The sequence below is a fragment of the Ruegeria sp. BJ5 genome, from assembly GCF_056537865.1.
Genome location: NZ_JBQFSH010000002.1, coordinates 251,349 through 265,641, shown reverse-complemented (window position 1 = coordinate 265,641; position 14,293 = coordinate 251,349). Strand labels below are relative to the sequence as shown.

At 62.4% G+C, this 14,293-nt stretch carries 13 protein-coding genes; 7 read left to right on the top strand and 6 right to left on the bottom strand.

Annotated features, from left to right (window positions below; genetic code table 11):
* Positions 1 to 96 precede the first annotated feature (96 nt).
* Together mgtE and ACR0NY_RS08765 are read left to right on the top strand one after the other, a co-directional pair.
* A complete protein-coding gene (gene mgtE, locus ACR0NY_RS08770) occupies positions 97 to 1,491 on the top strand; it encodes a magnesium transporter (protein ID WP_170340164.1) in 1,395 nt (464 codons plus the stop codon).
* Entirely contained in the window at positions 1,488 to 2,045 is a 558-nt protein-coding gene (locus ACR0NY_RS08765) for a 5-formyltetrahydrofolate cyclo-ligase (protein WP_093964760.1), read from the top strand. The genes mgtE and ACR0NY_RS08765 overlap by 4 nt, the downstream gene beginning before the upstream one ends.
* A gap of 3 nt (positions 2,046 to 2,048) precedes the next feature.
* On the opposite strand, the gene ACR0NY_RS08760 is transcribed toward ACR0NY_RS08765, so the two are convergent.
* Positions 2,049 to 2,279: a putative hemolysin gene (locus ACR0NY_RS08760; RefSeq protein WP_217354725.1), complete on the bottom strand. Its 231-nt coding sequence runs from the start codon at positions 2,277 to 2,279 to the stop codon at positions 2,049 to 2,051.
* A gap of 128 nt (positions 2,280 to 2,407) precedes the next feature.
* Here ACR0NY_RS08760 and ACR0NY_RS08755 point away from each other — a divergent pair, with 128 nt between their 5' ends.
* The 3 genes from ACR0NY_RS08755 (at position 2,408) to ACR0NY_RS08745 (ending at position 5,926) form a co-directional block, all read left to right on the top strand.
* On the top strand, positions 2,408 to 3,220 hold the full coding sequence (locus ACR0NY_RS08755; RefSeq protein WP_170368078.1) for a TIGR00282 family metallophosphoesterase: 813 nt from the start codon (positions 2,408 to 2,410) through the stop codon (positions 3,218 to 3,220).
* 90 nt (positions 3,221 to 3,310) lie between these two features.
* On the top strand, positions 3,311 to 5,089 hold the full coding sequence (locus ACR0NY_RS08750; protein WP_170368080.1) for an SLC13 family permease: 1,779 nt from the start codon (positions 3,311 to 3,313) through the stop codon (positions 5,087 to 5,089).
* Between the two features lie 99 nt (positions 5,090 to 5,188).
* The gene (locus ACR0NY_RS08745; RefSeq protein ID WP_170368082.1) at positions 5,189 to 5,926 is read left to right on the top strand and encodes a YbaY family lipoprotein; all 738 of its coding nucleotides are present in this window, start codon (positions 5,189 to 5,191) and stop codon (positions 5,924 to 5,926) included.
* Between the two features lie 13 nt (positions 5,927 to 5,939).
* Here the strand turns inward: ACR0NY_RS08745 and ACR0NY_RS08740 are convergent, their stop codons facing one another.
* The 4 genes from ACR0NY_RS08740 to ACR0NY_RS08725 all read right to left on the bottom strand — a co-directional run bounded on the left by ACR0NY_RS08740 (position 5,940) and on the right by ACR0NY_RS08725 (position 11,090).
* Complete coding sequence (locus ACR0NY_RS08740; protein WP_170368083.1) at positions 5,940 to 7,601, bottom strand: FAD-binding dehydrogenase; 1,662 nt, start codon at positions 7,599 to 7,601, stop codon at positions 5,940 to 5,942.
* Positions 7,602 to 7,612: 11 nt separating this feature from the next.
* Positions 7,613 to 8,470 (bottom strand): bile acid:sodium symporter family protein, encoded by an 858-nt coding sequence (locus ACR0NY_RS08735; protein WP_170368085.1) that lies wholly within the window; start codon positions 8,468 to 8,470, stop codon positions 7,613 to 7,615.
* Positions 8,471 to 8,542: 72 nt separating this feature from the next.
* The gene (locus tag ACR0NY_RS08730; protein ID WP_170368087.1) at positions 8,543 to 9,277 is read right to left on the bottom strand and encodes a glutamine amidotransferase; all 735 of its coding nucleotides are present in this window, start codon (positions 9,275 to 9,277) and stop codon (positions 8,543 to 8,545) included.
* Positions 9,278 to 9,317: 40 nt separating this feature from the next.
* Complete coding sequence (locus tag ACR0NY_RS08725) at positions 9,318 to 11,090, bottom strand: SLC13 family permease (protein WP_170368089.1); 1,773 nt, start codon at positions 11,088 to 11,090, stop codon at positions 9,318 to 9,320.
* A gap of 110 nt (positions 11,091 to 11,200) precedes the next feature.
* Between ACR0NY_RS08725 and ACR0NY_RS08720 the strand changes: the two genes are divergently transcribed.
* Together ACR0NY_RS08720 and ACR0NY_RS08715 are read left to right on the top strand one after the other, a co-directional pair.
* Positions 11,201 to 11,941, top strand: a complete 741-nt coding sequence (locus ACR0NY_RS08720; RefSeq protein WP_170340180.1) for a YebC/PmpR family DNA-binding transcriptional regulator — start codon at positions 11,201 to 11,203, stop codon at positions 11,939 to 11,941.
* 180 nt (positions 11,942 to 12,121) lie between these two features.
* Positions 12,122 to 13,387 carry an MFS transporter gene (locus tag ACR0NY_RS08715; protein ID WP_170368091.1) on the top strand — a complete coding sequence of 422 codons (1,266 nt, stop codon included), beginning with the start codon at positions 12,122 to 12,124 and terminating at the stop codon, positions 13,385 to 13,387.
* A 21-nt stretch (positions 13,388 to 13,408) separates the two neighbouring features.
* On the opposite strand, the gene ACR0NY_RS08710 is transcribed toward ACR0NY_RS08715, so the two are convergent.
* Positions 13,409 to 14,293 carry a LysR family transcriptional regulator ArgP gene (locus ACR0NY_RS08710; protein WP_170368093.1) on the bottom strand — a complete coding sequence of 295 codons (885 nt, stop codon included), beginning with the start codon at positions 14,291 to 14,293 and terminating at the stop codon, positions 13,409 to 13,411.

Genomic DNA, 14,293 nt, shown 5'->3' with positions numbered 1-14,293 from the left:
GGATGTGAAAGATGCGGGTAAATCGCACCATTGTCATTGTTTTCCGGTAGCTGCTTCTTCTATTTAGGGGCCAATTCCCAGAACAAGGGGCAGCGCATGACGACCGGCACCGAAGACAACAGAACCGACCCCTCTCGCGATGATGACGTCTATGCGCTGGACCGGCGAACGGTTGCCGCAATCCTTTACGCCGTCGATGTCGAGGATCGCGAGAAGCTGATCGAGCTGATGGAGCCACTGCACGCGGCCGACATTGCCGACCTTCTGGAACAGATCAACCCCTACGACCGAGCGCGGCTGATCCGCCTGTATGACCGGGAATTTGACGGGGACATTCTGTCTGAACTGGACGAATCCGTTCGCGAAGAAGTCATTGGCGTTCTACGACCCGACGTTCTGGCCGAAGCCGTCCGTGAGATGGAAAGCGACGATGTCGTGGACCTTCTGGAGGATCTGGAGGAGCCGCAGCAGGAAGCGGTGCTGGAGGCCCTTGAGGCCTCGGAACGGATCGCGGCACTGCAGGCGCTGGCCTATCCCGAGAACTCCGCAGGCCGACTGATGCAGCGCGAGGTGGTCATGGCTCCCGATCATTGGACGGTCGGGCAGGCGATCGACTACATGCGCTCGCAGGACGATCTGCCCGAGCAGTTCTATCACGTTGTGCTGGTCGATCCACGGCTGAAGCCGGTGGCGCAGGTCATGTTGGGCAAGTTGATGGCCGCGCGGCGCGACACCAAGTTGCTGGACATCGCCGAGGACGAGTTTCACATCATCCCGGTCGATCAGGATGAAGAAGACGTTGCCTATGCTTTCAACCAGTACCACCTGATTTCCGCGCCGGTGGTGGACAGTGACAAACGGCTGGTCGGGGTAATCACGATAGACGACGCAATGGCCGTTCTGGATGAAGAGATCGAGGAAGACATGCTGCGACTGGCAGGTGTCAGTGATGACAGCTCGATTTCAGACAGTGTTGCAGCAACCAGTCGTCGCCGTTTGCCCTGGCTGACGGTCAACCTGTGCACCGCCATTTGTGCCTCGCTGGTGATTTCACAGTTCGAGGCGGCAATCGAGCAGATCGTGGCGCTGGCAATTCTGATGCCCATCGTTGCCTCGATGGGTGGTAACGCCGGAACTCAGTCTCTGACCGTTGCCGTACGTGCGTTGGCGACCCGCGACCTGACGGGCTCGAACGTGGCGCGAGTCATCCGCCGAGAATTGCTGGTGGGCATGTTGAACGGGCTGTGTTTCGCCATCGTTCTGGGGACGGTGGGGATGATGTGGTTCGAATCCCCGCTGCTGGGTGTCGTGATCGGTTCCGCCTTGGTCGTGAACATGATCATCGCCGGGTTCGCGGGTACGGTAGTACCGGTGGTGCTGGATCGCCTGGGTGTAGACCCGGCATTGGCCTCGGGAACCTTCGTTACGACGACGACGGATGTAATGGGGTTCTTCATCTTTCTAGGGCTTGCAAGCGTGGTGCTGCTGTGACCGATCTGACTGAAATCAAGGCCGCGGCGCGCAAGGCTGCCTTTGCCCGGCGCAAAGCGGCCTTCGACGCGGGGCCGCCGGCCGCCGCGGGCCGCCTGTCCGAGGTGCTGGCCGGATTTCGTGGCGTTCCGCTGTCTGGCTACATGCCGATCCGCACCGAAATCGACCCTCTGCCCGCCATGGCCGAGGCCGCAGCCTATGGTCCCGTGGGTGTTCCGGTCATCCAAGGCGCCGGACGGCCTCTGCGGTTTTCGCGCTGGACACCCGAAGGGCCGTTGAAAGATGGGCCATTTGGCGCCAAGGTGCCCGAGACGGACGACTATTTTGACCCTGAAATCCTGATCGTGCCCCTTGTGGCATTCGATCCGCAAGGCGGGCGATTGGGCTATGGGGGCGGGTTTTATGACCGCACGCTTGAAGGGCTGCGCGCCAAACGTCCCACATTGGCCATCGGTTTCGCCTTCGACGCGCAAGAGGCCGAAGCCTTGCCGCTGGAACCGACGGACCAGCCGTTGGACATGATCGTTACCGAGACCAGGGTCCTGACGTTTTAGGCTTCAGTTCTCAAAGTGGCTCCGCAGATAGTCCCAGGCATCAACCTCAGTTCCATCCTCAAGGATGCACACGCCGTATTCCGATCCATCGGTGTTCTTGCGGATCTGATATTCGCCGCCGTTTTCGATGCAGAAGGTCGCGGCCGGATTTGCCATTGTTGTCTTGGTCGTCGCGTGAGCAAAGCCGCCCGAGATAGCGAGAGAAACAGTTGCGGTCAGGACTATGCGTTTCATCGAAATCTCCGAGTGAAAAACCGGTTGCGTCAGAATTGCAGGTTTCCACCGGAATTCAACCCGCATGCGGCCCGCGAATTGCATCGTTCCGCCTTGTTATTGCCGTTTGCAGGGCCTAGGACCGCGATATGAGAATCTTGTTCCTGGGTGACGTCATGGGGCGCGCGGGCCGCGCCACCGTTCAGCAGCATCTGCCCCGTCTGCGCGACGAGTGGCGGCTGGATTTCGTGGTGGTCAACGGCGAGAATGCCTCGAACGGCATGGGGTTGACCGGCGATCATGCCAAGCTGCTGCTGGAGTCGGGCGCAGATTGTCTGACGTTGGGCGACCACGCTTTCGACCAGAAAGACATGCTGCAATTCATCGAACGCGAACCCCGGATCGTGCGCCCTGTGAATTTCGCCAAGGGTGCTCCCGGTCGCGGACATCGACTGTTCACCGCGCCGGGCGGACGCAAGGTGTTGGTGGTTCAGGTTCTGGGACAGGTGTTCATGAAACGACCGTTCGACGATCCGTTCGCGGCGGTGGAACCGATCCTGAAGTCCCACCCGCGGGGCGGTCAGGCGCAGGCCATCATCGTGGACATGCATTGCGAGGCGACTTCGGAGAAGATGGCCATGGGCCACTATTGCGACGGACGCGCCAGCCTCGTCGTGGGAACCCATACCCATGTCCCGACCGCCGATGCCCAGATCCTGCCCGGCGGCACCGCTTACCTGACCGATGCGGGCATGTGCGGCGACTATGACTCGGTGATCGGAATGGACAAGCAGGAGCCGATGCGCCGCTTCATCACGGGGATGCCCAAGGCTCGGTTCACCCCGGCCAATGGCGAAGCGACGCTTAGCGGCGTTTTCGTGGAAACTGATGACCGTGACGGGCAAGCCAAGACGATCAGCATGGTACGGGTTGGCGGGCGCCTGCAGCAGGCAGCACCGTGAATGCACGTCAGGCTTGCTCTGCGGCCTGCAATACGTGAAACTGACTCTCAGGCGCTTGGGCCGGGACAGGTTTCGGACAGAACACCACGAATGCAACTCCTTCAATTGTCAGATATGGGCAGCGCGATACTTGCGCTGGCGGTTGTTGCGGGCATGTTCATCATGTTCATGCGCGAGGTCTATCCGACCGAGGTCGTTGCCATAGGCGGCGTCTCGGTGATGCTGGTCACCGGCGTGCTTCCATACCAAAGCGCACTGGCGGTTTTGTCGAACCCGGCGCCCTGGACCATCGCGGCGATGTTCATCATCATGGGCGCGCTGGTCCGGACCGGTGCCTTGCACGCCTTTACAGCGACGGCGCAGAAACAGGCGCAGGTCAACCCGCGCATTGCCATCGGTCTGCTGATGGCATTTGTCGTCCTGGCCTCGGCGGTCGTCTCGAACACGCCCGTCGTCGTCGTGATGATCCCGGTGTTCATCCAGATTGCCCGCACGCTGAATATTCCAGCGTCGAAGCTGCTGATCCCGCTCAGCTATGCTGCGATTCTCGGCGGGACGCTGACCCTGATCGGAACTTCGACGAACCTGTTGGTCGATGGTGTGGCCCGGGCACAGGGTCTGCCGGCCTTCACGATTTTCGAGGTCACGCCTTTGGGCATCATTCTTGTCATCTACGGCATGATTTACCTGCGCTTCATCGCGCCGCGCCTTCTGCCTGAGCGTAACAGCATGGCAACCATGCTCAGCGATCGGTCGAAGATGAAATTCTTCACCGAAGCAGTCATTCCGCCCGACAGCAACCTGATCGGCCGTGAAGTGACCGGCGTGCAGCTGTTTAAACGTCCGGGCGTGCGGCTCATCGACGTGATCCGCGGCGACGAGTCGTTGCGGCGGAACCTGAAAGGGGTCGAACTGAAGGTCGGTGACCGCGTGGTGTTGCGCACGGAAATGACCGAGCTGCTTAGCCTGCAAAGCAACAAGGAACTCAAGCGCGTTGATCAGGTTTCGGCGGTCGAAACACGCACGGTTGAGGTTCTGATCACCCCCGGTTGTCGCATGGTCGGGCGCACGTTGGGCGCGTTGCGGCTGCGTCGTCGCTACGGGGTTTATGTCTTGGCCGTGCACCGGAGAAATCAGAATATCGGGGGGCAACTTGACGATCTGGTCGTCCGGGTCGGTGATACGCTGCTGCTCGAAGGCTCGCCGGCCGATATCAGCAAACTGGCTGCCGACATGGACATGGTCGACGTCACCCAGCCATCGGCCCGCGCCTTCCGGCGCGGTCATGCTCCGATCGCGATTGCCGCGCTGATTGGGATCGTGGTTTTGGCGGCGCTCGGCGTGGCTCCGATTTTCCTGCTGACGATTCTGGCGGTTGCAGTTGTGCTGCTGACGCGATGCATCGACGCGGACGAGGCGTTTTCCTTTGTCGAAGGCCGTCTGCTGGCGCTGATCTTTGCCATGCTGGCTATTGGGGCTGCGCTGGACAGCTCGGGTGCGGTCACCCTGATCGCCAACGCGATTGCTCCGTCCTTTGCTAACCTGCCGCCGTTCCTCATCGTTTGGGCGATCTATCTGCTGACCTCTGTGCTGACGGAACTGGTCTCGAACAACGCGGTGGCGGTTGTCGTGACGCCGATCGCCATCGGTCTGGCGCAGGCTGTGGGGGTGGATCCGCGGCCGCTGGTGGTTGCGGTGATGGTCGCGGCTTCGGCCTCGTTTGCAACGCCGATCGGGTATCAGACCAACATGATGGTCTACGGCCCCGGCGGGTACCGGTTCACGGACTTCATGAAGGTCGGGATTCCGCTGAACCTGACGGTTGGATTGCTGGCTTCGCTGATCATCCCCTTCCTCTGGCCGCTTTGATCTCCGGCACGAATTTGCCGCTTGGAACTGAAAAACCTTGTAAATCGCGCTGATGTCCCGATCTTTTGTGCTGGAAACTGGTGACAAAGGGATCGGACAATGCAAACCGCAAAAAGCCTGCTGGCAGGAACCGCGTTGTGGGCAGCCGTGTGGGGCGCCGCCCAGGCGGGGACCGTCGAGGGAACAGCCACATATCGCGAACGTATCGCGGTTCCGCCCGGGGCAACCCTGTTCGTCGAACTGCAGGACGTTTCACTGGCTGACGCGCCCGCCGTCACGCTGGCTGCGCAGCGCTATGCTTTGACGGGTGTGCCTGCCCAGTTCGAGCTGACTTATGACGACGCGTTGATTCAGGATCGGCACCGCTATGTGGTGCGGGCCTCGGTGCATCAGGACGGCAAACTGCTGTTCACCACCGATACCGCTTACCCGGTTCTGACCAACGACGCCGGAAACTCGGTCGATCTGGTCATGGTCAAGGTTCAGGAACGGGGTGCGGCGATGCTTGAGAACACGCAATGGACCGCAACCGAGGTGAACGGCGTTGCGCTGGACACGGAGAAACGCCCGCAGATTACCTTTGCCGAAGGCGGAGCCTTTGGGGGAACGGGCGGGTGCAACCGGTTCAGCGGACAGGCCGAGATATCGGGCAAGTCGATGTCCTTCCCCGACAACATGGCCGCCACCCTGATGGCCTGCCCGCCGCCGCTGGACGAGGTTGAGCGGGAATTCCTTGCTGCTCTGCCAAAGGTCGCAAGCTTTGTTCAGCGCGGGGACACTCTGGTTCTGCTCAATGCGGCAGGTGACCCGGTTTTGCAGTTCCGCCGCGACCAATAATGCCCAAGGGCCGTCAGGCGACGGCCCGCGACCGTCCCGCGTTGCGCCCCGAGAAGATGCAGCCGCCCAGGAACGTGCCCTCCAGCGCGTTGTAGCCGTGATAGCCCCCGCCTCCGAAGCCTGCGACCTCTCCGGCCGCGAACAGGCCCGGCACCACCTGGCCGTCCGCACCGATCATCTGACTGTCCAGATTGGTCTGCAAACCGCCCAGCGTCTTGCGGGTCAGCACATGCAGCTTGACCGCGATCAGCGGGCCGTTTTTCGGATCAAGGAACTTGTGCGGTTTGGCGGTGCGGATCAGCTTGTCGCCGCGATAGTTCCGCGCCGCCAGGATCGCCATCATCTGAGCATCTTTCGAGAACGGATTGTCCACCTGTGAGTCGCGGGCTTCGATCTGGGCGCGCAGATGCGCCTCGTCGATCAGGCCGCCGCCCAGATGGTTCATCCCGTTCACCAGTTCGGTAAGCGTGTTGGCGACAACGAAATCCTCGCCCTTTTCCTTGAACGCTTCGACCGGCGCGGTGGCCTTCGACCCCGAAAGGACCCGCTGACGGATGACCTCCTTCCAACTGCCCGAGGTGAAATCGGGGTTCTGTTCAGACCCGGACAGGGCGAATTCCTTCTTGATGACCTTCTGGGTCAGAACGAACCAACTGTATTCATAGCCGGTTTTGAGGATCTCGCGCAGGGTGCCCAGCGTGTCGAACCCGGGCAGGCAGGGGGGCTGCAGCCGGTTGCCGCGCGCATCGAACCACATGGAGCTGGGGCCGGGCAGGATGCGGATACCATGCGCGGGCCAGATCGGGTCCCAGTTGCGCACGCCTTCGGTGTAGTGCCACATGCGGTCGCCGTTGATCACGTGGCCGCCGGCCTTTTCACTGATCGCGATCATCCGACCATCCACGTGGAAGGGCACGCCCGCCACCATGTCCTTGGGCGGTTCGCCCAGGCGGTCGCGGGGCCAACTCTGGCGCACCATCTCGAAATTGCCACCGATCCCGCCCGAAGTGACGATGACCGACGGGGCATAGACCTCGAACTCGCCCACTTCGTCGCGGTTGGTCTTGCCGCCGCGCTGGGCCGCGTCATCGGCCAGAACCTCACCCGAGACGCCCTTGGCCTCGCCGTTCTGCATGATGATGTGGCTGACCTGATGGCGGAACTTCAACTGGATCAGGCCGGCGCTGACATGCTCGCGGACCCGGCGGATGAAATGCTCCAGCACGCCCGGACCGGTGCCCCAGGTGATGTGGAACCGCGGGACCGAGTTGCCGTGACCGTCGGCATAGGACCCGCCACGTTCCGCCCAGCCGACCACGGGAAACCAGCGCAGGCCCATCTCGTGCAGCCAGGGGCGCATCTCGCCGGCGGCGAATTCGACATAGGCCTCGGCCCATTTGCGGGGCCAGGCGTCCTCGTCCCGGTCGAACTGGGCGCTGCCCATCCAGTCGCGCAGGGCCAGGTCGCGGCTGTCGCGGATGCCCATGCGGCGCTGCTCGGGCGTGTCGACCATGAACAGGCCGCCCAGGCTCCAGAATGCCTGACCGCCCAGGAAATGCTCGGGTTCCTGGTCCAGCACGATCACCTTCTTGCCGCGGTCACCCAGTTCGGCCGCCGCGGCCAGCCCGGCCAGCCCGCCGCCCACGACGATCGCATCAGCAGTGTTTTCGGTCATGCTCTGTCCTTTCAGCGGTTGCGGTACCAGGCGATGAAGGGGATCGCGACGGCGTACATGGTGATCCCGTAGACGGCCGAGGGCAGGGCCAGCGGGCTGAAGCCGCTTTCGGTTCCGGTGATCAGGGCCGCCAGAGTGATGCCCAGGGTCGAGTTCTGGATGCCGGTTTCGATCGAGATTGTCTTGGCCTCATTCCACGACAGTTTCGCCGCCCGCGCCAGCCCCAATCCGATCAGCAGCAGCGCGAGGTTCAGCGAGATCAGCCCGGCGCCCATGATGCCCAGATTGTCGACGAAAAGCTGCCAGTTTCCAGCCAAAGCAGCGATCACGATCAGCACGAACAGGATGGTGGCCAGTTTCGAAAGGGGGCCGTCGATCCGGTTGGCAAAACCGGTTGCAAAGTGGCGCAGCCCAACGCCGATGGCGACGGGCAGCGTGGTGATCAGGAACATCGCCAGCGCCAGACCGCTGATCGACACTTCGGGCGCGTCCTCGGCCATGAAGTGGTCGATCGACCAGGCCGCCAGAACCGGCACCGTGACGATCGACAGCAGGCTGATCACCGCCGTCAGGCTGACCGACAGCGCCACATCGGCCTTCGCCAGCTTCGACAGAATGTTGCTGGTGACACCGCCCGGGCAAAAGCTGAGCAGCATGAACCCGACCGCAATCGCCGGCGGCAGCGCGAACATCTTGACTGTGATGAAGGCCGCGACCGGCAGGAGAACCACCTGGCAGACCGCGCCGATCGCAAATGGATAGCGCCGGCTGATCACGCGCCGGAAATCCGCCGCCTCAAGCCCGATACCCAAAGACAGCATGATGATGGCCAGCGAAACCGGCAGGCCCACGTTTATCAGAAGATCCAAAACAACCCCTCCCAAAGTCGTTTCGGTCCAACCTAAGCGCGCGGTCCCCGGTCAGGCAACCGCGCCGTTGGGTCACCCGAAGCGCTGGGCGAAACGGCGCAGGATTTCGCCGGGCTGCGTGACCTCGGCGGCATGGCAGCGTTCGATCAGCGGCTGGGCGTCCTCGGGGCGGAAATAGCCGTGGTTCTTGTAGATGTGGATGCGCTGTTCAAAGTCCTTGGCGTCGGCTTCGGGGTGGAACTGCGTGGCATAGACATTCTGGCCCCAGCGGATCATCTGGAACGGGCAGGGGTCTGACGCGACCAGATGCACGCAGCCCTCGGGCAGGGCCTGCACCGCCTCTTTGTGGCCGACGAAGGCATCGAATTCGGGCTCGAGACCGGCTGTCAGCGGGTCGCGGGCGCCATCCTCGGTCAGGTGGCAGCGCGACGGGCCGACCGGCTCGCCATAACGGTCCTTGCTGACCGGCGCGCCCAGATGCGCAGCCAATATGCCCAGGCCATAGCAGCAGCCCATGAAAGGATGATCGTGCGCCGTGATCTGCGGCATCAGCCCCATGATCGCGCCCTCGATCCGGGCATCCATCTGAGATTTGCTGGCCGGGTCGTCGCTGACGCAGCCCGGCCCGCCGCCGACGATCACGCCGGCATAGTCGGTCACGTCAAGACCTTCGGGCAGGGCCTCGCAATCCAGCCGGATGCGGTGGGTGCGCTCGGGCGTCAGCCCGGACCGATTCAGGATCGAGGCATATTCGGCGTCCGAGGCATCGGTCTCGGGGCGCAGCTGCAGGATCAGAAAGCGTTTCATGCGCTGCCCTTAGCGCGCGGTCCGGCGGTCACGCAAGCCCTCACAGCGGCCAGAACACGAGGATCGCCGGCACCGAAACCGCCACGATCAGAATTTCCAGGGGCAGGCCCATGCGCCAATAGTCGCCAAAATGATAGCCGCCGGGCCCCAGGACCAGAGTGTTGTTTTTGTGTCCGATCGGTGTGAGGAATGCCGCCGAGGCGGCCACCGCCACCGTCATCAGGAAGGGATCGGGCGAAACCTCGAGCGTGCGCGCCATCTGGATGCCCACCGGCGCGGCCACGATGGCGGTTGCGGTGTTGTTCAGCACGTCCGACAGCGTCATGGTCACGACCATCAAAACCGTCAGAATAGCCCAAGCCGGCAGGCCGTCGGTCAGTTGAACCAGCGCATTCGCGATCAGTTCCGTCCCGCCCGAGCTTTCCAACGCGCTGCCCAGCGGGATCATCGAGCCCAGCAGAACCACGACCGGCCACTCGATCTGATTGTAGATCTCGGAGATCGGGATGATCTTGGTCAGCACATAGGCGATAACCACAAGCCCCAGCGCGATGGGCAGGTAGATCAGCCCGATGCTGGCGGCCAGAACGGCAGCGGCGAACAAGCCGATGGCCAGCCATGCCTTGTCATTGGCGGTCACGTTCAGGCCGCGTTGGGCCAGAGGCAGGCAGCCCAGCCACTCGGTCACGTCCGCGCCTCGGTCGCGCGGGCACAGCAGAAGCAGAATGTCGCCCGGCTGCACCTCGGTCTTGCGGACCTGTTCGGTGATGCGCCGACCTTGGCGGGAAATGCCCATCAGGATCGTGTTCTGCCGCCAGGCCAGCCCCAACCCCTGTGCGGTACGACCCGCGATGCGGGCGCTTTCGGGTACGACGACTTCGATAACTTCCAACCCGTCGCCGGCAGCCGTTAGCAGCTCTTGCCGGCGGGCATCCGAGAAATCCAGGTTCAGCGCGGCGCGGAATTCATCCAGCGCCTCGGGGCTGGCTTCCAGCACCAGCGCGTCGCCTTCCTGAAGGATCGCGTTTGCCGCGCGGCCATAGCGGCGTTTGCCGTCCCGGATCAGGCCGATGATGGCGACGTCGGATTTCTCGGCCATCTCGTCCAACTCGGCGACGCGCTTGCCGATATGAGGCGACCCGGCCGGGACCGTCAGTTCAGCGATGTACTCCGCCAGCGTCTCCGAACTCTCGGTCTGTTCGCCGCGGTTTGGGATCAGCCGCCAGCCGATCAGGGCGACGAAGGCCAGACCTGCGATGGCCGCCAGCCCGCCAACTGGGGCGAAATCAAACATCTGGAACGGCTCGCCAAGGGTCTCCTGCCGGATTGACGCGATGATGATGTTGGGCGGTGTGCCGATCAATGTGGCCATGCCGCCCAGAATGGTGGCAAAGCTCAGCGGCATCAGCGACAGACCAACGGGGCGCCCGGCCTTGCGCGCGGTCTGAATATCGACAGGCATCAACAGCGCAAGCGCCGCCACGTTGTTCATGAAGGCGGACAGAACGGCTCCGATCCCGCCCATCAGAGCGATATGCGCACCCAGGCTCCGCGAGGCATCGACCAGCGTGCGGGTGATCAGGAACACCGCCCCCGACCGCACCAGCCCGGCCGAGACCACAAGCACCAGCGCCACGATGATCGTGGCCGGATGGCCGAACCCGGCAAAGGCTTTGTCAACCGGCACAACACCCAGTATCACGCCGACCATCAAGGCGGCAAACGCCACAAGGTCATAGCGGAACCGACCCCACAGCAGCAGACCGAATACGGTAATAAAGAGTGCAAAGAGAATGATCTGATCTGTCGTCATTGGGCCACCATAAACGCGCTGACTGCACGAGCAAGCGGGTGTCTTGATCCTTTGCCCCGCAAACGTCTATATGTGCGCCGAATACGCAATCACGATTACGAGGACGCAACATGGCAGGCCACTCAAAATGGGCCAACATCCAGCACCGCAAGGGGCGCCAGGACGCCGCGCGGTCCAAGCTGTTTTCCAAGCTGTCGAAAGAGATCACCGTGGCCGCCAAGATGGGCGACCCCGATCCCGACAAGAACCCGCGCTTGCGTCTGGCGGTCAAAGAGGCCAAGTCGAACTCGGTGCCGAAGGACGTGATCGAACGCGCGATCAAAAAATCCCAGGCGGGCGACGGTGAGGATTACGAGGAAATCCGGTACGAAGGCTATGGTCCCAACGGTGTGGCCGTGATCGTCGAGGCAATGACCGACAACCGCAACCGTACTGCGTCGAACGTGCGTTCGACCTTTTCCAAGAATGGCGGAAATCTGGGCGAGACCGGCTCGGTCGGGTTCATGTTCGACCGGAAGGGCGAAGTCATTTATCCCGCATCGGCGGGCGATGCCGACACGATCTTCGAGGCGGCCATCGAGGCGGGGGCAGAGGATGTGGAAAGCTCGGAAGACGGTCATATCATCTGGTGTGCGGATACTGACCTGAACGAAGTGTCCAGTGCGCTCGAGGCGGCTCTGGGTGAATCTGAATCCACCAAGCTGGTGTGGAAACCCACGACCACCACCGAACTGGGCCTTGAGGACATGCAGCGCCTGATGAAGCTGGTCGAAGCGCTTGAGGACGATGACGACGTTCAGCGCGTGACCACCAATTTCGAGGCTACCGACGAGGTGATGGCGCAACTCTAAGCGCCGCACTCGGTTGCATTAGGAGCCCGGCCGAACACGGCCGGGTTTCTTTTTTTTTTGCCTGCGTCGCAGTTGGTCCTTGGCGCATGTGGGTCCTGCGCATACCCTTAGGGTTGAACCGCGCAGAAAGGATCTGGCAGAGACCTTGCGACAGACAGGTCGGGGCCGGCACGACAGGACATGACAGGCAAATCCACGGAATTGGAGCGGCGAAATGTGCCGGTTCTGGCAAGCCAAAGCGTGCTGTCCCAGGTTGCGTGGACGATGGGCAGCCCTTCGATCGTCTTGCCGTTTCTGGCGGTCTCACTGGAAATGCCCATGTTTCTTGCCGGGGCGTTGGTTTCCGTACGTCAGGCAGGCAACATGATTTCGGACATGTTCTTTGCGATCCCTGTGTCCGCGAAACAGCAAAAGAAACGCTCCATTGCCCTGACCGAGGTCGCGATTGGTGCATGCCTCCTGGCAGCCATCGTGGTTGCGGCGATCGGGGGCTCGCCCATGGTGGCTGCGGCTTTCGTCCTAGCCTTCTTTGCAATCGGCATGATCGAAGAGGTCCAGGCGCTGATGTTCACTGACCTTTGGGGGGATCACCTGCGCTCGAAATCCCGGATCTGGATGAGCTATCTTCAACTGGGGGCAGGGGGGCTCGGGGCTATCGGCCTGACATTGACGCTGCATCATCTGACTTCGGACAACCCGCCATTCTCGCGTCACTCGACCGTGATCGCGGTATCTGCCGGGTTCTTTGTGCTGTCCGGACTATCCATTCTTGCCCTGGCCGAACTGTCGCGGTCGCAACCCCAGCCTCGAACCGGTCGCCGAGCGGCGGGGCAGTTCCTGTCGGACGCTCGAGCCATGTTCGAGTTCGCCTGGTTCCGGCGGTATCTGACCATGCGGCTGCCGCTGGTCGGGGTTTCTCTGTCGGTGCCGTTTTTTGCATTGATCGCAGCCGAGGCGCATCATGGATCGGCCAAGGGGCTGACGGCGTTGATCATTTCGTCGGCGACCGGCTATCTGGTCGCCGCGCCCCTGTGGCAGCTCGTGAACATGAAATCACACCGGGCGGTCATGGTGGCCGGATCGTTGATGGTGGGGGTGACAGGCGTCGTTCTGGTTGCGGTTCACTATTTGCATCTTGACCACGACGTTCACCTGCACGCGATTGCCCTGTTCGTGGCGACCGTCGCGACAACCGGCATCGGCAGTGCGCGCAAGCTGTATTTCATCGACACCGCGCCCAAGGAACAGCGGGTCAAGGCGTCAGCCGCGATCAAGAGCATTTGCAGGCTTGTGGCGATTGTCGGGTCGGCGGGATTGGCGGCGGTTGCGCATATGAACGAGGTCGCACTGGCCGTCGCTTTCCTCACGCTGTGCAGTTTCTGGTCCGCAATTGCATGCTATCGTCTGGTCACGCCGCAGCCGAAGGATGCGGAAGGCGTCACTTGAGCCATCGATCACAGCATGGTGTTACGGGTTTGCCAGCACTTGCGCCGCGACTTTCCGGACCGCTCGCGTCAACGGTGAAAGCGCCGGTGCAAGGATACGCCCGACTTGCCATGTCAGAGGCACATCCAGCGGGGTGTCGGGCACAAGCTCGCGCAGACGGCCATCCGCGATCGCGCTTTGGACCAGATGCGCGGGGTTCATCCCCCAACCCAAACCTGCTGCGGCGGCTGCTACGAACCCGTGAGACGAGGGCAGGAAGTGGGTCGGAGGAGACAGCCGGCTACCCGTTTGCGCATGGATCCAGGCTTTTTGCAGGGCATCCTTCCTGTTGAAGGTCAGGCAGGGTGCCCGTGACAGGCTCTGAGCATTCACTCCTCCCGGGAACCAACGAGCCATGAACTCGGGGCTTGCCGTCGGCAGGTATCTGAGCGTGCCGAGGGCAATGGAATCGCATCCCGGGACGGTTTGCCCGCCGACCGAGATGGCGGCGCTGACATCCCCGCGCCGCAGCCATTCAGCCGAGTGATCCTGATCGTCAATCACAAGGTCAAACAGCATATCATCAACGGCTGCCATCGCGTCTATGAACCAGGTGGACAGAACATCCGCCGGAACCGCGATCCTGACCCGGGTGGGGCCTGTGCCCTGTTCCAGCGAAAGCTCGCGATTGAGTTGCGCCTCAAGCAGGCCGATGTCTTCGGCATGGCGGGCAAGCCGCAAGCCAGCCGGGGTTCCGGTGCAGGGCGTGCCGCGGTGAATCAACGATACGCCGACCCGATCCTCCAGCGCTTTGATCCGTTGCGAAATCGCAGATGGCGTTACCGCCAGTTCCGCGGCGGCGGCGTCAAAGCTGCCATGCCGCAGAATAGCGGCCAACGCGGCCAAGTGATGTGGGTCCAAGTGCAT